This is a genomic window from Enterococcus caccae ATCC BAA-1240, from assembly GCF_000407145.1.
GTDB lineage: Bacteria > Bacillota > Bacilli > Lactobacillales > Enterococcaceae > Enterococcus_L > Enterococcus_L caccae.
The window spans coordinates 378,560-396,582 of record NZ_KE136472.1 but is presented as its reverse complement, the minus strand read 5'-3'; the positions used below and the strand labels follow the sequence as shown (position 1 = coordinate 396,582).

The window sequence follows — 18,023 nt, the reverse complement described above, 5'->3', positions numbered from 1 at the left end:
AAGTGCTTGCTATTTCAGTGTCAATTTCAAAAGGCTAGCACCACGCTCTGCCGAAACACTATATATAGTGTTTCGGCAGAGTTTTATCATTCTATAGACATGACATATATTGTTTCTGAACTTTAATATTATTTTAAATCATTCTATTTCTAAAGATGATTATAAATTTGAATTAATTTTAACTTCTGTTATAAGAACGCCGTTTTCTTTTTCATTTTCCATTGCTTCAATTATCTGCTTATTAAACGTCACATTGTTTTCTTCCAGATTAATTTGAAAGAAATCACTATATTTCTCCCTCAATAAATCTGATAAGTAATTACTTATTCCACAATTAATCAATGCTATTTTATCTGCATCGCTAGTTCCATATTTTAATTTAAGATACAATTCTTCTTCAAGGAGTTCAAGTTGGTACAGAACTTCTATATATTTAATTATCTCATTATCAATAAAATCAAATTCTTCTTTGAGCCTAACAATTGCTAGATTTACTTTTTCTGAATTACTTTTATTAGCTACTATTGTCCATAATTCTCTAAATCCACCGCGTTTTTCGTCTCCCCATCTACCAACATAGGTTAGCTCATCATTTTCAAGAGTTTGCCAATAAGCCAACATTTGTAAAACCATATCAGATGTTTTCATGCCTAACATTCTCCAGTTTAAAATCATTTTGTAGAAATTTCTGGCTTTAACATCCTGAAGGCGTCTTATGTTGCTATTAGAGTTTATCTCTTCACTCATTCTTTTGAAGAAAATATAATTTAAAAGATCAAAGACGATGTTTAAGTCTGTTGCTATATAAGATAAATCGTTTATTTCGGCAGTGATTTCTTCTTCGTGTGTAACTATATCGAATATATTTATGTTGTTCTGAAAGCAGAGTTTACCAAAAAATGTATTTACTTTTCTTGTGCTAGGTATATCAACAATGCTATTATCACTTATATTTTCAATGAACTCATTCGCATCGGTGATTTCTTCAGCATCAGAGATAGAATTCTCAAGTAAAGGGTTCTCATTTACGTCATCAAAATCAGCAATGACAGAGCATTTTGTCTTTCTTATAAATCCTTTGGGGGTAAAATCTTTAAAGCAATACTGTCCTTTTAATATGTGAACCTCTGGAAGTAGGTAGTCTAAATTACCTCTTTCGTCATCAAAAATTTCACTAAAACGACAAATTCTACCAATAAGATTCTTAAACGATGAAGGATTCATATAGCCTCTACCCTTGAATGGATCTAAAATAAACATTTTAGTAGCAGGAATATTGACACCTTCAAGCAAAGTTGAATTAGCTATAAGAAACTTTAATTCTGGATTATTTACATACAAGTCTTCAATAAAAAATCTAACCGATTCTGGCACAGCTCCATGGTGATATATAACACCATGCTCTAAAAATCGTGCTAAATTATATTCTGGATGAATAAAATTTTTTAAATCACTAACGGCTTTCTTTATAATCGGAGATTCAATAATATTTTTATTTTGACTTAGCTCTTCCGCAAATTTCTCCAAGTCTTTGGGTTTGTTTAAATAAATGATATTTTTTTCATCGGCTTTTGCTAATATAAGTTCACTATCTGTCTGATAGCGACTATTGTTTTTAGTCGGAATAAAATTGTTCATATACTGATCGTATAGTTCTTCTTTTCCTTCGCGTATATCATGAAAATAGAACAATTCAGACTTTACAAATTCTGTTACAATATGTGAAACAAAATCAATATTAGTATATTTTACTTTTAAATTATCCAAAGATTTCATAAAAGGTGTCACAAAATTACAAATTAGATTATTATTTTTGGAAAAACATAAAATAATCACACTAGCTAAAAGAATACTACGTTTACTATCCTTTTGAGATTTTTCTAATAAGTTATGAGCTTCATCAATGATTAACATGTCAAAAGATAATTCTTTATGAAGTTGCAGCAGTCTTAGTAGTCTTTCTTGAGTAAGTACAGCAACAACTCTATCTTCAGATTCGGAATACATTTCCGGCTGAGTTATTATTTTTTTATTACCAATTACTTTCATTATTCGTCTTTTAGTTTGAGCTAATAATGATTTACTGGGAGTAACAATACATATATTATAATTTTCATTTTTTTGGATCATATCAATTATAAGTTCTGTTTTTCCATATGATGTTGGAGCAATAATCACTTTGGACCTTTGCTGATTTTCATAAGTAAAGTCAATAAGATTTTTCTGCTCTTTAGTGCGATATACATTGTTTATTTGGTATTTATTGTTTTGTATATCATTTATTTCGGTCTGTAAATTCCCATACTTATCTCCGTATCCGAGAAACGAATAAATATATTTCGATATAGGAATCAATCCATTGTTTTGACTTATTTCATATAATGGCTTGTAGTCTCTCGTTTTTCTACTATAAAGAAGTATTAGCCTATAGCCCAAATCGTTAATCTCTTTATTTTGAAATTTAATAAATGCCATTGATAAAGCTAAAATAGTTTTCAACTGACTCTCATTTAATTCGTCAGAAAGAAGTAGTTGATTATAGATTGTAGGAAATTCTGTATTCTTTAGCCTACTTAACGTTATTTTTTTCAACAAGTATCACCAACCTCTTCTAAATATTCAGTTACTTTCTTATAAGTGTTCTTTTGTATGGCAATTAATTTAACTTTGGAAAATTTTTTAGAATTGACAACGTTATCTTGTTTTCTTAAAATTGTATCTTCATGAAACTTTTCATTAATATCATGAAAAGCTATTCCTCCAAGAATGACACAAGATTTAGTACTACTTGTATTACCCAGTCCAATTATAGATTTTACGACCTCTTTTTCGTCGCTTTCATTCATAGAAATTAAAACATCATTAAGAGCATTCATCCAAATAGTCTGATTATCTTCATTTAATCGAGTATTTAGATCCCTCTCTGCTGTTGTTAATCGTTCAGTTATTTTTTCGTCAACAGTTTGTGGAATTGTATTGCTAACGCTTCCAGCTTTAGATTCAGTTATCCACACATTTTTGTCATTCTTATCAAATAAAATAATATCAAAGCCTTTTTTTGCTGACCCAGCCTCTTCTTTGTTAAAAAAAGGTGAAGTCACTTCAAAATTATCATAGTATTCTCTGATGACTATATTTAGTAAAATTTCCCCTATAAAACCTTTTTGTTTATTCTCTTCAGCTGGATAACGTTTTAGAAGTTCTAAGATTGTTGTTGATATTGAGTGAATTGGAAAGGTTGAGTCTCTGTGAGCTTCACCATGACATAAAGCTACTAATTCGTCCTTTATCTTTAATTTAAGTTCGTTAGTTAATGACTCAATATAGAAAATAGAATGATTGTCCATAATTTTCTCAGTGATGCCATTCATTTTTTGTCCTCCTCAAAATATCTACTTTAGTAATATTATACCATCTATATTGAAATAAATATTTATTTTTTTAAATATACTTTATTTAGCTATCTCGTCGTACGATTATATAGATAAAAGTGAAAATGGAGGTAAAAAATGAAACAATCAAACAAAGTAAAGATAGGCTATATTCGAGTATCATCTTTAGACGACCGTCAACGCCTAAGTGTCGAAATCCAGACGGAAGCTCTTTCGGACTGTGACGTATTATTTAGCGAGAGACAAAGCGGAAGCAACGATAACCGCCCAGAACTAGCCAAAGCCATTGAACTAGCAAAGGGGCTGACTAACCAAGGTAAGCAAGTTTCTCTATACATTTACAAACTAGATCGTCTAACTAGAATCATGAGTAAACTAGGTTCGTTAATTGATGAATTAAATCAACACAATATTAAATTAATAAGTCTACAAGAAAACATTGAAACAGATTCACTGACTGGACGTTTACTTTGCATTGTCCTGGGCTACGTGGCTGAAATTGAGCTAGATAATATTAGAATGAGAACTAAGGCAGGTCTCAAGAAAGCTAAAGAGAATGGCGTTACTCTTGGCAATCCATCACTCTCAGAAAAGAAGACAAAAGAAATATTAGACCTATACCAATTAAATAGTATACCCGTTAGAACAATTGCCAAAAGATGCAAAGTGAGTGAAAGCTCTGTCTACAAAGTCGCTAGGAATCATGGTATATCCAGAAGGAATGGTAAAATTTCTACTACTAAACGCTAGTTATTTGTGGTATGATTTCAATGAAACCATTTCTTTTTTATACGAACGTCTGAACAAGTAGCACAACTAAGCAATCTTACATATAATAAATTACTGACTAACACCAGTTTAACAAGGTTTTCACCTTGCTAGATTGGTGTTTTTTGTGTACTTGTCCAAGCGTTCGTCTGAAACAGTCTAATAACGGAGGTGAAAAGTAGCTTTACTCAATGGAAAAATGGTTTTAAAACACAATAGGGAGATGAAATGAAGAGTGAAACAAAACACACGTATTGCAAGATTAGTTCGTAACAAACGAGTTAAGAAAATAGCTAATTTTGCTACTGTAGCAATGTTAGTTTGCCCTTTAGCGATTGGAGCGGTCAAAGCTCTTGCGGAAAATATGGAAGAAGTACCAGTAACAGAAGAAGTTGCCCCAGCAGTAGTTGAGAAAGAACATACAGAAGATTTAAAGTTAGAGGACACAGAAAACAATGATATAACTAAGGAAGAAGAACCACTCCCTGAAATAGTTCCTAATCTAGCTAAACCAGAGGAAGAAACTGATTTAAAAGAAGTAGCAGAAGCTACTGGACAACAAGACCCAGCTAAAGATGCAGAAATCAAGCAACTAAGTGCAGACATAGAAGCCTTACTCACAGATTTAGAACTAATCACGAGAGATTTTGAATATCGGGAAAGGTATGAATCTCTTGAGCCAGTCTATAATAATATAATTTCCTCTAAGGAAAGTTATATAAATTCATCTGGCTGGGATTCTTGGTATAGCTATGCTATTCCAGAATTACAAAAGAATTTAAGTGATTTGCAGGCTTTGAGAAATGAGATCGCGAATGACTTTAAAACACTGGACGAATTTGGCTTAGATTCATCTGTTCTAAAAGACGTCTTAGATAAAGCTGAGGAAGTTAAAGCTAACAAAGAAAAATACACGCCTGAATCTTTTGCCTTGTTTGAAGGTGAATCAGATGGTACTACTCTAGAGCAAATGCTAGAATTAGGCAATAAAGTTTTTAATGGAACTTACACAATTGACCGATATTACTGGGCGTATGCTAATTACTCACTGGTAATTAGTGAACTTAATTACAGATTCGACCAGTTAGTTTTAGCAACTGATCCAGAAGACAAAGTAAATATCACTATCAATTACGTTAACCCTGAAAATGGAACTATCAATACTCTGACGCAAGAAGCTATTGAAGGTAAGCCTTTCACTGCCACTGCGCCAGATACGTTTACACAGTCAACTGGACCTAAGTTCTATAGAACTAGTGATGCTTCTCAAACAATTGCGTCCGCAAGCGAAGGAGCAGTTATTACATTCAACTACGAAAAAATCATGGCTACTATGAATGATGTTATCATCTTAGGTGCAACAACTGCTAATGTTGGTGAAACTAAAGACTATATTATGGAATCAACGACCTACTTTAATTATGGTGATCCTAGAATCGATTATTTAAACTTTGAAACGAATAACCCAATTGTAATTTCAGACCCATCTGCTGCGGATATTACTGCTGGAAAAATAAAATTCCTTAAAGCTGGAACTTATCAATTGTCTGGTGCTGCCACTTCTGAATCGCTAACGGTGGTAGTATCAGGAGAAACTATTAAACCTACACCACCAACAATTAAATCAACCGAATGGATTGTAACTGGTGAAACAACAGCAAAACAAAGCGAATCTAAAGCTTATGGAGTCGATGAAAAAATCACTTTCAGTGATGATAGCGTGAAGCTAAATAAGAATATTACTATCCCAAAAGGATACAATCTATCAAGCTCAAATGCTTCTGACGTCATTACCAATAATAATATTAAGTTTGGAGAAGAAGGAACAAGAGAAGTTACTTTTACAAGTAAAACTAAAGCTATTACTAAAATAATTGGTTTAACCGTCACTGTATCTAAAGATACGACAGTGCCAAATCCAGAAAAACCAGAAGCTGGTGGGAATAATGGTTCAGGAACTAACACCGATAACAAGTCTGGTTCTAGTAGCGGTAAAAATAATATTGGAAATAACAGCAGTACTAACGCTAACAGCAAAGGTCAAAAAGCAAGTAACGCTAAGAACAATAACAGCTCAAATCAAGAGTCAGATAAAAACTTACCACAAACAAGTGAAAAAGAATCTTATATCATGTTTTTAAGTGGACTTGTTACGCTTGGTGGAATGTTAGTAGCTGTATTTAAGAGAAAACAAAAAGAGATATAGCTATCAACTACCTAAAAGCAATTATTGTAATATGATAATTGCTTTTAGAATATAGAATTGAAAGTACTATTCGATTTCTAACTTAACAATAGCTCTATTTTTAAACTGTTTTCTTGTATTTTTTTATAAAACTGTTAAACTATAAAAGTCCTAATTAAGAACTAACGTTTGTAATTAGGAAGTAAACAAGAGCTCACCTGTAAGGTGAACTCTTGAACAGTTAAGAAAAAATCATTTTCTACGTGTATTTTTCTTAACAGATTTTTTTGGGCGTTTCCTCTTAGAGGGAGCGTCTTTTTTCTTGTTCTTATTTTGACGTTTTCCATTTTTTGAGGGGCACCTTTTTTTCTTGTTTCTTTTCTGTTTCTTAAAGTAATTAAATAAAAAAACTAATAAAGTAACTAGAAAAGCAAATCCAGTAACTAATAAAATAGTGCGGGATCTCATTAGACGCGGTAATTTCATTAGGTAGCGGAATATTGTCCCACCGGCCTCATCGAGAACGCCTTGAAAAATTTCATTAGCTAATTTCTTTAATAATTCTTTGATTTTTTTCATTTGCTAGGCCCTCCTTATTAGAGGAAGCCGTAATAAATAACTTTTTGTTATCTATTACGGCTACCTTCTCAGGAAGACATAACAAATAGGTTTTCTTACCAAGAAGTCATAACAAATTAGTCGCCATATTGAGAAAATATAATAAGCTGGTTTCTCCGTTGGGAGAACATAGCCAATAAGATCTTTCACTGGAAAGACATGATGAAAAATAGTTCTTATTGAAAAATCGTAGTAAACATTTCTCCCTATTTGAGCTACATAATAAAAAGGCTTCTTTGATGGTAAAGCATAATAAATAGGTTTCCTACTTATATTTATTTCACCTCCGATCTCCTATATTAACTAATAGCATACCCAATTTTTAAAGTCAATTTATTCTTTATAGAATAAAGAATAATATTAATAAGAGTAAGTATTACTATTCTGTATAGAACAAAAACCAACACTTTAAAATAAAATGTTGGTTAATGGCACTATCTATCCAATTTTTAAGTTTACTTTGCTTTATATCAGTTCTGTTAAGTATTTTTGATACCGTCTATTTGTTAAAAACTTCTGATATTGATTAACTTCTTTATTTAAACCTAGTTCTACAATCATAAATTCTAATGTTTCAAATATATAAAGATTATTTTTAAAGTATTCAAAATGCTGTAGAAGTTCTTTTTTATTTTCTTTAAAATACCCTTGTTGTAAGCAATCTACAATTACTTGTTTGCGGTAACGATCATTTGTCATTTGAGTAAATCTATTATGAAACAACTGTCGGCACTCTTTTGATACAGATAATATCTCATCGCCAGATAAATAGACTAAAGCTTTATGTAAATAAATATGATTTTTCATTTTGTATAGTACTTTTTCTGTAAGTACATAATTCTGAATAGAAATGGCTTCTTTTGCGTAAGATAAAAGTTTTTCATTATCAAAATCTTTCTCGATACGTTCTTCTAAGCTGAAAAAATCATCATCCTCTTCAGTGCTAGCATCATTGCCTCTAAATCTCACTATATCAATAAATAGATAGGTTAAAAACTCATCTGCTGTTTTTTTATCTGCCCACCCTAAAAGTTCAATACTATCTTCCTCTTCCAATTCAATATCTGATTTTATAAGAGATCGTAAACGATGAACTAGCATCTCTTTTTTGAAGTGCTTCAAAAACCCTTTCATGTCAGTAAAGAGTTCTTTTTCCTTGAATAGAGTTTGTGGATAAACTGCTTTCAAATAACGCGTGGGTATCGGTGTTGGTTTTTCTCCATAAAATTTTCGTGCTCGTGTTTCTTCTGTTATTCGTAAGAAGTCTTCACCACGATTTTGTCGAATGTGGTTCAATGCTATAAAGTCTAATAAGTCCAAAGGTATTTGTACTTTTGGAAGTCCATTCTTATTTTTCTTACAAGCATCTAAAACATCAATAAAATGTTTAAAATGCAATTTTGCCACATTATCACCACCTTGTAAGTTTATTATATCAAATGGTTCGTTATTGTAACTACCGTTTTTTGTAAAGTGCTTAAACTTGTGTTTTTTACGTATGGTGATATAATTCAACAGTTAGATTTGTCAATTCTATTGCGCTGTACGAGTGTTTTTATGGCTCGTATTCGTATGAGCCAAATCTAAAAAAGGAGGTCAATTTTATGACCAAAATAAGAATAATTGATCGTTCTAGGTTTGAATGGAAAATCAATAATTTCTCTCATTTTACAAAAATATATGAATTTGTTGAGGAAAAAGAAACGATTGCTTTGCGTTTATATTATCTTGAAAGCATGAATATAAATAAAATCTGCGATCTTGTTCAATATCCTAAACCTAAACGCCTAGAGAGATTATTTAAGCAATTTGAAATTCATTATTGTTGGGAAGGACCTTTTGAATACTCAGGTAAAAATGGTTTACTTTTTCAAAAATTACAATTAGACAAACTAAATATTTAGTACCTTTTATCGCATACTTAAAAAAGTATGCGATTTTTTTAGTCAAGAAAGTTCTCAAATAATTCTCAAAAATAGACTGTTTGTTTCATCAAATAATTTGGATAATAGACTCAAGCAAAGGCGCCTTGCTTAAAATCAAAAAAGAAAGAGGTTTTTATCATGACAACACCAACAAATAATTTAGCAAGTTTTCTATCAAGTGTAAATGTAAGTAATGAGATAACCGCACCGACTCAGCAGTTAATTATTAAGACTGACTCTTTAGAATTGGCTCGTCAAGTGGAAGGTCAATTAAAGAAAAATACTGCTCGTGAGCTCATTCTCTCAGATGGTATGCAGAAAGTTTCTAGCATCTCTTTACAGGCTGCCGAACTGTCCATGCAAAATCCAGAAGCTAGCAGTCGTTTGCGATATCTTGCTGACTATTTTACGTATTTAACTGCTCAAGATTTATTATAAGGAGGACATTAAAAATGAGTGATATTCTATTCTTCTTATGTGCAATAGGTATTTTCTATGTTGTTTTAGAGATTATAGGTTTTGTATGGAATAAAGTAGCTAGTCCGAGAAAAGAAAATAAACCAGTTGAAAGCCAGTATACCGATGATGAAATTCGTATGGCTCAATATCTCGAAGCTAAGGCAAGGTCAGATACACGCTACCAAGTATTTAGGCAAATGATGCATGACACCGCAAGAAAAGATGACAGATGATATAAACACTAAAATATGGTGCTAGCTTTATGGCTAGCACCTCCCTTAAAAGGAAGTGAATCAACTATGAGTAAGAGTTTCAATTTCAATAACCTATACGAAGAAATAAAACAAGAACAGAATGATAACATTAATGCTAAAACAGTAACTGACTTCTATTCTCACTGGGGTAATCCGTTTACTATCACTGGACTGAAAAACGCAGTCGAAAAAGAGCCAGATATACCACCGTAAGTGAAAACGTGGTGTTAAAAACTACACCGAACAAACACATGCAAAATATGCCTGTTTTAATCTGTAAACAGCTTTCGTATCGGTTTAAGTTCAAATCATAAAAAGATTGCATTTTGTAAGTATATTCTGTTTAAATACCCAGCATGTAACGAACGAGAAAGGACAAACTATGAAGGGTTGCTGATAGTAATGAAAACAATATTCCGCTACATTCTGCTATTTGTTGTAGCTGCCATTTTAATAAATTGGGGTGCAAGACTAATTGCAGACGTGTCGCATATCCTGATTATCCTAGTCGTGCTATATACCGTTGGTGTAATCGTCTATCGGGTAATCAAAGTAAAACAAGATTGGAGGTGAACGTATGAAAAGAAAATATAATAAATTAGTTTGGCGTGAGGTAGTCTTTCAACGACCGTTTGAAGTAGACGAGATTTTTAATCTTCTCACCCATCTATCTGGACTAACTAGAAGAAAACAAATTGTTTGGGAGGTTCGAGGAAACGGAAAAGGTAAAATCAGATATTTACTAGGTTTAGAGGAAACAGATGAGATAAAAATAAAAAAGATTTTCAACTCTCATGCCATCAGCCTATCTTTCTCTAACTCAACAATTGCTAAGAGAAAAGATATGACATTAACAAAAGAATTAAAAATCACTTATCGGAACTTAGCCCTTAAAACAACGGACATAACCAGTATGACGAGGGCTTGCTTATCCGCTATGGCTAGTCTAACTAAGAATGAGGAAATGTGTTTACAAGTCATCGTGGGGGCTTCTAGCCCGCCTAAACCAGCAAATACAGACAACCTAGTTGACCCAAGTGTAACGGTCTGGCAAATCATTTGCGGAAATTTACCGCCAATATCGCCAGAAAACAAGCAACTACTCAAGGAAAAACAAAAATATAGTCAATTTCAATCGGTTGTTAGGTTAGGGATTGCCTCGGGTAGTTTCAAACGAGAGCAAGAACTAATACAGTTAATGCTTAGTAGCCTCAGAATACTAGAAAGTAGTGGTGCTCGTATCTCTTTAAAATCTACAAAAAATTCATTATTAGGGCACGCTCATACTCCTTGGCACTATCCGCTAAGATTATCCGCCCGAGAGCTTGGCTGTTTCTGGCTTACGCCATTTGACAGCGAAGAACTTCCAGGAGTAAGTAGCGTAACCCCTAAACTTAATTTACCACCTTTATGGCTAAAGTCAAGAGCACCAAGAGCCTTTGGCTGTACGGTGACTGGCGGTAGTCATAACGATATAAAAGAACTAGCAATTTCAGAGCAATCTGCCTTACAGCATACCGTATTGACCGCACCTACTGGCTCAGGTAAAAGTAATATATTATTGACACTTTCGCTAGAAGATTGTAAGGCTGGGCGTAGTGTTCTGTTGATTGACCCTAAGACTGACCTTGTAAATGACCTGTTAGAACGTTTACCAGAGCATCGTAAAAACGATGTGGTGGTAATTGACCCCTCTTCTCATTTTCCAGTTGGGTTTAATCCATTCTCACTCATAGATACTGGTGTTTCACCCGAACTAGTTGCTGACTCGATTCTTTCAGTGTTTAAGGATATATTCAAAGACAACTGGGGCATTCGGAGTCAAGACGTACTGTCTAATGCTTTACTAACACTTGCCAAAACAAAGAATGCTAGTTTAGTTATGCTTACGCCACTTTTAACAGATAAAAAGTATAGAGATAAGATTTTAAAAGATATTCAAGACCCTTTAGGCGTTGAGCCATTTTGGCAGTCTTTTGAAAACTTGTCGAGTGGCGAAAAATCACAACTCATTGCCCCTGTTTTAAATAAAACACGTCAATTTTTACTTTTGCCACAACTTAGAAATACGATTTGTCAGCTAAACTCTAAATTCGTGTTAACTGACCTCTTTTATAAGCGGAAAATCATTTTGGTCAAGTTAAATAAGGGTGTAATCGGCAGTGAAACAGCTAAGCTAATCGGTTCATTATTAGTTGGTTTGACATGGACATTCGCTTTAAAAAGAGCCGAAATTAAGCCTGAGAAGCGACATTTTATTTCCATAATCATTGACGAACTACAAGACTACTTGAGGCTCCCAACTGATTTATCAGATGCCTTGAGTCAAAGTCGTGGACTTGGTATCGGGCTGACTTTAAGCCACCAATACAGACATCAATTATCACCTGAAATTAAAGCTGGAATTGATGCCAACTGCAAGAATAAAATTTGCTTTGGATTAGAAATGGACGACGCTAAACAAATGGCGAACTTATCTGACGGACTGACCGCACTCGATTTTTACAAATTGCCACGCTACCACTTGTACGCTAATTTGTTAATAGATGGAAAAATGACAGGTTGGCTATCTGGAAAATCCTATCCGCCGATAAAACCAATCAGAGAGATGACCGAAATTTACAACCAGAGTATGCAAAATTATGGTCGAGAGTCAAAAGAGATTGAAGCAGAATTTATGGAGCTACTCGGCTTTAATGACCAGAAAAAAGACAGCAAACCAATCAAGGATATTGGCAGAAAAAAGCGTAAAACAACTTAATTTTTATTAGCGTATCGCTTTGCGGGTCGCGCTGATGAACAATTTCAAGCAAACTACTGTTAAAACTGACTTTTAACGGCTTATTTGCACACGACTTACTACGCTTTTTATTACTAAATTACGGAGGAAACTACCATGAAAGATATAATAAAAAATCTAAACAAAATAGACATTGAAATACTAAAATTACTTTACCTTGCTCGCTATGCCAGCAACAAACAAATCGCCCGATTATTCTTTTCAGATAGTCCAACCGAAGCCACTAGTTTACGCCGAGCCAATCGAACTACTAAGAAGCTAACTGAATTAAAACTTATTCGGCATTTAGATAGAAGAGTCGGTGGTTCACGAGCGGGCTCTGGTTCGTATGTGTTCACACTAGGAAATAATGGCGTGAAACTACTCAAGCAAGTTGATGATACTATTAACGATTCTCGTCGTAATGCGTATGAACCAAGTTCTAACCACTTGAAGCACACACTAGCAATTACAGAAGTATATACCCAACTCAAAGAACTAGATCGTGAGTTTGAAAATATGGAACTAGAGAAAGTTGAATTTGAACCGCAGTGTTGGCGAACCTATTCAAAAAATGGTGTTGCTCAATTCTTAAAGCCAGACTTATTCGTCCATCTGATACTAGATGAATACGAAGACCTATATATGATTGAGCTAGATTGTAGCACAGAAAGCTTGACCCGAATATTAAACAAAAGTAAGCAGTTTATAGCCTACTATAATTCAGGTATTGCGCAAAATATCCATGGAATTTTTCCTCTTGTTATTTGGCTTGTGCCAGACGACAAACGGAAGCTAGCGATTAAGAATAAACTGACCACTGAACTAGATAACTACTGGCAACTGTTTGAAGTGCTAACACTGGATGAATTTAGTGATTTTGTCTATCGAAATGAAAGCGAGGCTGATGACAAACAAAACATATAAAAAGAACTCAACCAAAGTAATTAAGGATGGTAAGAAAACGTATATTATCAACTCGTTTTTAGAAGATAATTCGAATCGAAACATTGCTAATATTCTGTTTACTTTAATGCTAAGAGAGCTTGAAAAAGATAAATAAATAACGATGAAACTTACGGCTACCGCTATAAGTAAAACCCGAAAAGTGGTATAATAGTAGGTAGCCGTAGGGTTTTCATGACTTCTTCGAAAGGAGAAAAACATCATGAATTTAGACACCTTACAACGTACATTGACAATTCAAAATCATAATCATTCTAGGAGAAATAAAGGTAAACAAGAAATCACCGTTTTGTATTGCCGATTGTCGCAAGAAGATAGTACTAACGGTGACAGTGATTCAATTACTAACCAGAAAGCTATGCTTGAAAAGTTTGCCCGAGATAATCAACTATATAATACGAAAGTATTTATTGACGATGGTTATTCAGGAACGAATTTCAATCGCCCAGGCTTTCAAGAAGCTTTAGATCTAATCAATAACGGTGAGGTTAAAACCTTTGTTGTTAAAGATTTATCACGATTCGGAAGAAGCTACGCCGAAGTAGCGCTATATACAGAAATTCTATTTCCAAAGTTAGATATTCGCTTTATTGCAGTTAATGACGGTGTAGACTCTGACAAACAAGATGCAACTGAGATAGATTTTGCCCCTTTTCGTAACGTTTTCAATGAATTTTACGCTAAAGATACAAGTAAGAAAATTCGAACTGTGCAACGAGCCAAGGGACTGGCTGGTGAACGTATTGCAACTCATGCCCCATTCGGCTATATTAAAGACCCCGAGGACAAGAACCATTTGTTATTAGATGAAGTAGCTTCTAAAATTGTCAAAAAAATTTTTAGTTACTGTTTAGACGGTTTTGGACCAAGTAAAATTGCAAATAAATTGCGAGAAGAACGAATTCCAACGGTAAAAGAATATAAGACAAAGAATAGTAATCCAACTTGTGAATGGCATGCAAACGGTGTGACTAGGATTCTTGAACGACCTGACTATTTAGGTCATACTGTTAATTTTAAAACCTATACAAAGTCCTACAGGGATAAACGGAAAATCTGGAATGACCCCAAAGATTGGGCAGTATTTAAAAATACTCATGAGGCTATTATCAGTCAAGAAGAGTTTGACATTGTGCAGAAGATGAGACAACAACGGCGGCGACATACAAAATCAAATAAAGTTGGTTTGTTTTCTGGCTTAGTCTATTGTCCTGACTGTAAAAGTCGTCACTACTTTTGTACTGGAAAAAGTGTTTCACCTAACCAAGAGCGTTATGTTTGTTCTGGTTTTCGCAATCGTTTTATTAATTGTAAAACAGCTCATTATATTCGGGAGGTTAAGTTAACAGAAATTGTTTTAGCAGATATTAATGAAAAAATTGAGTTTTTAAAACATTATGAAAAACAATTCATTGAAAGCTTAGCTAAGCGAGCCAAAACCGACCAGAAAAAAGAGTTAAGGAAAGCCGAAAAGCGAATAATAGAAGCAAAGAAACGAGCAAACGAACTTGATAACATTATCAAGCGACTATATGAAGATAATGTTTTAGGCAAGCTTTCAGATGAACGATTTGAAATTCTCTCAAAAGATTATGAATTTGAACAAACTAATTTAAATCAAGAAGTTATCAGTTTAGAGAGTCAACTTTCTAAACAAAAAGAAGAAACTGAGAGTATTCAAAAATTCTTAAAAGTAGTACGTAAATATACTACACTTGAAGAACTTTCGCTTAATATAGTGAATGAACTAATTGACCGAATAGAAATTCACAAACCAGATAAAAGCACTGGCAAGCGAACGCAACAAATAGATATTTACTACAACTTTGTTGGTAACTTAGTTGATTTTACAAGAACAAATTAAAAACCCGACAAGCTAACTCTTGTCGGGAAGTACCTCAATTTAGTAGGTTATGGATACCTAGCTAAATAAGAAGGAATTCACGAAAATTGTTCTTTAAATTTTTGTGAATTTCAGCTTATTTCCGAAGGGATTGCTTCTGCTCCCACCGTTTATCCGGATTCCATGTGAGTGGGATATGACTCGAAGAGTTATGTCCCACTCACTTTTTTTTAGCATAATCTAAATGATTACGACTCCTTTCTTTTTAACAAAGTAAACGCTATAATCCATAGTAGGAGATGATAAAAATGGACTTAAAATTCACACAAACCTTGACTCAACATAGTTGGCTAGCTTTTAATAAGATTTATATGAAAAAGAAATATAAACGTCGAAGATTTTTACTTGTCACTTTATCTATTATTAGCTTTTTTCTATCTCTCATTTCTATTTATTTAATCTGGACATTTTTCCAACAAGATTCTTTCACTTTTACATCAGTCAACTTAGCTGACATACTACATTATTGTCCGCTATATTTTTATAGTGGCTTACTTTTTTTGATAGTAGGTATAGAATTATTCCTTATCTATTATAAAGAAATTGATTTTCGTCTAAAAAAAAGTTTAAAAGATCCGTCTAACAGCTCATTTTTTGTTGAAAAAGTCTTTATGATTTCAAGTGAAGCCGTTAAAGTGAACACGAAACTGTCAGTTTCTACTTATGAGTGGTCAATATTCACAACTTGCATTGAAACCAGTGCATTTATTGCTTTACAGCTAAATTCATTTTCTGTGTTATTAATTCAAAAAGAAGAATTAAGCCAAGAACAACTTTCAAAATTAAAGCAAATAATTACTGAAAAAATGGCTGACTCCTATGACTTTTGGAACTAATCAAATATTAACGGAAAATAAAAATGTCAGTCAATTTACCCGCAACTTCAAAAAAAATAACCACCGCTGGGTGGGCGGTGGCAAGGAGTTCTTTTTACTTGAGGAGTAAAAATGAAAAAGTGTTTAGTTTGGGTTTGTTATTGGGTATGTAACTATAATAACGTGAAAATTTGAAGAATCTATGCCCAAATCATTTAGGTTTTCTATAGAATAGTTAAGAAAAAGTAAATAAATCAATTTATTAAAATAAAAAAGTTAATGATGAGGCTAAGTGTTTTCACTCGACACCATCATTAACTTATTTTTTTATTTTGGTGTCACATAAGCTAAAGTATTCGCTGTATCTTTGTCGATTACTCTAAACGAAACCATACCCAAACCAGCAACATTCATCTCTGAAATCAGAATAGAACCATCGGCATAAACATGCTCGACAAATGCCACATGTCCATACGTTCCATCTGCTCCAGCCACAGTCGGTTGGAAACTAACTGCTGTACCCGCTTTTGGTTTATTCGTTACCTCATAGCCATTGGCTTTTCCTGTAGCGGCCCAGTCCATTCCGTTCCCCATTGTTGTTTCAACGTAACCGTCTAATTGAAGGATACGGTTATAGACATATTGTGTACAGTTTCCTGCTGCATAGGCTTCAGATCCTGAATAACTTTCTCCAGTATATTCTTTGAAATCGCTGTCTGGATGACTATCCGTTACAATAATACCACTCGTTGAAGTTGATGGTTTTTCCTTATCGTATTCTGTCAAATCATACTCTTCAATAAATGCATTAAGTTTTTGGTCATAACTAGTATCCGTTGCATAGACACCTGTTAATGCCTTTGTTGCTTCGCGATAGCTCACAGCATTGGTTTTCCAAGTTCCTGAATAAATACTGTTGTTTGAATCTATGCCCTCTTTCATTAGTTTGGCATAATCTTCAAATGATTCTTTATATCCAGGATACTTTTTGAAAGAAGCATCAATTGTATACCACTTACCAGAACCATCATCTTCCTGAGTAGAAAAGACAACTTTCTCTCCTTCGTACTCCCCTTTAATTCCAAACAGATTGTGATACGGCCGTTGACTTAAATCACTATTGCCTGATCCTGTTTCCAAAATAGCTTGGGCAATCATGACTGATGCATAAAGATCATTCTTTTGTCCGACGGCACGAGCTTTTTCACCAATGCGGCGAATAAACGTTTCAGTTGGTTCATTTTTTACGACTTTGATTTCTTGGTTCAATTGTGCAGTCGCATCATATACAGGAGTTGGCTGTGATATTTCTGCTGTTGCTTCAACAGGCGCACTTGGTTGTGGTGCCACGGGTACTACTTCCTCATGACTATTGGCAGGAGGCTGTACGGCTTCTGAAGATTCTGTAGTCGTATCAGTTGATGTTTCTGTCGTTCCTGTTTCCGTTTCTGATGTTGATGTTGATGAATCTGTCGTAGGTGTCGTTGCTTCTGTGGAAGGTGTTTCGGTTGTTTCTGTCGTCCCTTCTTCAACAACATTTGACTCCGACTGAGTTAATTCATCTGCATGACTGATCACAGGCGCTAAGTTAACACTGAGCAACGCAAAAATCATCTGGAATGATAATAGTTTTCTTTTCATTCATTTTAGTTCCTCTCACATGTATTAAAGATTCAGTTGTTTCTTACAACCATCACTCATTTTTTAGGCTGTCTCCTTAAATCTGCTGATCTAAGCGGATGGATGACTTTTTCGTAATTTTAAAGTACTGAATCTCCCTCACCTTTTTAAGCTCGTAAAGTATTCTGGATGGGATAATACTATGAATTTTAGAATGTTACTGCATATATTTTGATGTTGCGCCATAGCTTCACCTTCCTTTTTCCTCTAAAAATCGCGTTTAACCTTCTATAAGTTGAGTTTATTTTACCATAAGTATGCCGGAAAATCTTGCACTTG

15 protein-coding genes are annotated in these 18,023 nt (G+C 33.8%); 10 read left to right on the top strand and 5 right to left on the bottom strand.

What is annotated here, in order from left to right:
- Positions 1-159 precede the first annotated feature (159 nt).
- Both I580_RS01760 and I580_RS01755 read right to left on the bottom strand, forming a co-directional pair.
- A complete protein-coding gene (locus tag I580_RS01760) occupies positions 160-2,592 on the bottom strand; it encodes a DEAD/DEAH box helicase family protein (RefSeq protein ID WP_034860466.1) in 2,433 nt (810 codons plus the stop codon).
- Positions 2,589-3,371, bottom strand: coding sequence for a Hachiman antiphage defense system protein HamA (locus tag I580_RS01755; RefSeq protein ID WP_010773031.1), 783 nt, complete (start codon positions 3,369-3,371; stop codon positions 2,589-2,591). The genes I580_RS01760 and I580_RS01755 overlap by 4 nt, the downstream gene beginning before the upstream one ends.
- 138 nt (positions 3,372-3,509) lie before the next feature.
- Here I580_RS01755 and I580_RS01750 point away from each other — a divergent pair, with 138 nt between their 5' ends.
- Both I580_RS01750 and I580_RS01745 read left to right on the top strand, forming a co-directional pair.
- Entirely contained in the window at positions 3,510-4,142 is a 633-nt protein-coding gene (locus tag I580_RS01750) for a recombinase family protein (protein ID WP_010773032.1), read from the top strand.
- 253 nt (positions 4,143-4,395) lie between these two features.
- A complete protein-coding gene (locus tag I580_RS01745; protein WP_010773033.1) occupies positions 4,396-6,366 on the top strand; it encodes an LPXTG cell wall anchor domain-containing protein in 1,971 nt (656 codons plus the stop codon).
- A gap of 231 nt (positions 6,367-6,597) precedes the next feature.
- Here the strand turns inward: I580_RS01745 and I580_RS01740 are convergent, their stop codons facing one another.
- Positions 6,598-6,924, bottom strand: a complete 327-nt coding sequence (locus I580_RS01740) for a hypothetical protein (protein WP_010773034.1) — start codon at positions 6,922-6,924, stop codon at positions 6,598-6,600.
- A gap of 504 nt (positions 6,925-7,428) precedes the next feature.
- Positions 7,429-8,370 carry a hypothetical protein gene (locus tag I580_RS01735; RefSeq protein WP_010773035.1) on the bottom strand — a complete coding sequence of 314 codons (942 nt, stop codon included), beginning with the start codon at positions 8,368-8,370 and terminating at the stop codon, positions 7,429-7,431.
- Positions 8,371-8,567: 197 nt separating this feature from the next.
- Here I580_RS01735 and I580_RS01730 point away from each other — a divergent pair, with 197 nt between their 5' ends.
- The 8 genes from I580_RS01730 (at position 8,568) to I580_RS01700 (ending at position 16,085) form a co-directional block, all read left to right on the top strand.
- Entirely contained in the window at positions 8,568-8,867 is a 300-nt protein-coding gene (locus I580_RS01730; protein WP_010773036.1) for a hypothetical protein, read from the top strand.
- Between the two features lie 159 nt (positions 8,868-9,026).
- Complete coding sequence (locus I580_RS01725) at positions 9,027-9,326, top strand: hypothetical protein (protein ID WP_010773037.1); 300 nt, start codon at positions 9,027-9,029, stop codon at positions 9,324-9,326.
- Between the two features lie 14 nt (positions 9,327-9,340).
- A complete protein-coding gene (locus I580_RS01720) occupies positions 9,341-9,580 on the top strand; it encodes a hypothetical protein (protein ID WP_010773038.1) in 240 nt (79 codons plus the stop codon).
- Between the two features lie 66 nt (positions 9,581-9,646).
- On the top strand, positions 9,647-9,814 hold the full coding sequence (locus tag I580_RS16885; protein ID WP_010773039.1) for a hypothetical protein: 168 nt from the start codon (positions 9,647-9,649) through the stop codon (positions 9,812-9,814).
- A 364-nt stretch (positions 9,815-10,178) separates the two neighbouring features.
- Positions 10,179-12,362 (top strand): type IV secretory system conjugative DNA transfer family protein, encoded by a 2,184-nt coding sequence (locus I580_RS01715; protein ID WP_010773040.1) that lies wholly within the window; start codon positions 10,179-10,181, stop codon positions 12,360-12,362.
- 135 nt (positions 12,363-12,497) lie between these two features.
- Complete coding sequence (locus tag I580_RS01710; RefSeq protein ID WP_010773041.1) at positions 12,498-13,307, top strand: replication-relaxation family protein; 810 nt, start codon at positions 12,498-12,500, stop codon at positions 13,305-13,307.
- Between the two features lie 241 nt (positions 13,308-13,548).
- Positions 13,549-15,210 (top strand): recombinase family protein, encoded by a 1,662-nt coding sequence (locus I580_RS01705; protein WP_010773042.1) that lies wholly within the window; start codon positions 13,549-13,551, stop codon positions 15,208-15,210.
- Positions 15,211-15,497: 287 nt separating this feature from the next.
- Positions 15,498-16,085 (top strand): YcxB family protein, encoded by a 588-nt coding sequence (locus I580_RS01700; RefSeq protein WP_010773043.1) that lies wholly within the window; start codon positions 15,498-15,500, stop codon positions 16,083-16,085.
- Positions 16,086-16,391: 306 nt separating this feature from the next.
- Here I580_RS01700 and I580_RS01695 read toward each other — a convergent pair whose 3' ends face one another.
- Positions 16,392-17,705: a glucosaminidase domain-containing protein gene (locus tag I580_RS01695; RefSeq protein WP_010773044.1), complete on the bottom strand. Its 1,314-nt coding sequence runs from the start codon at positions 17,703-17,705 to the stop codon at positions 16,392-16,394.
- Positions 17,706-18,023 lie beyond the last annotated feature (318 nt).

Bases quoted from the DNA above. Each gene is read 5' to 3' on its own strand.
- I580_RS01715 (WP_010773040.1), top strand. From the start codon at position 10,179: ATGAAAAGAAAATATAATAAATTAGTTTGGCGTGAGGTAGTCTTTCAA.
- I580_RS01740 (WP_010773034.1), bottom strand. From the start codon at position 6,924: ATGAAAAAAATCAAAGAATTATTAAAGAAATTAGCTAATGAAATTTTT.
- I580_RS01720 (WP_010773038.1), top strand. From the start codon at position 9,341: ATGAGTGATATTCTATTCTTCTTATGTGCAATAGGTATTTTCTATGTT.
- I580_RS01705 (WP_010773042.1), top strand. From the start codon at position 13,549: ATGAATTTAGACACCTTACAACGTACATTGACAATTCAAAATCATAAT.
- I580_RS01755 (WP_010773031.1), bottom strand. From the start codon at position 3,371: ATGAATGGCATCACTGAGAAAATTATGGACAATCATTCTATTTTCTAT.
- I580_RS01695 (WP_010773044.1), bottom strand. From the start codon at position 17,705: ATGAAAAGAAAACTATTATCATTCCAGATGATTTTTGCGTTGCTCAGT.
- I580_RS01710 (WP_010773041.1), top strand. From the start codon at position 12,498: ATGAAAGATATAATAAAAAATCTAAACAAAATAGACATTGAAATACTA.
- I580_RS01750 (WP_010773032.1), top strand. From the start codon at position 3,510: ATGAAACAATCAAACAAAGTAAAGATAGGCTATATTCGAGTATCATCT.
- I580_RS16885 (WP_010773039.1), top strand. From the start codon at position 9,647: ATGAGTAAGAGTTTCAATTTCAATAACCTATACGAAGAAATAAAACAA.
- I580_RS01725 (WP_010773037.1), top strand. From the start codon at position 9,027: ATGACAACACCAACAAATAATTTAGCAAGTTTTCTATCAAGTGTAAAT.
- I580_RS01730 (WP_010773036.1), top strand. From the start codon at position 8,568: ATGACCAAAATAAGAATAATTGATCGTTCTAGGTTTGAATGGAAAATC.
- I580_RS01700 (WP_010773043.1), top strand. From the start codon at position 15,498: ATGGACTTAAAATTCACACAAACCTTGACTCAACATAGTTGGCTAGCT.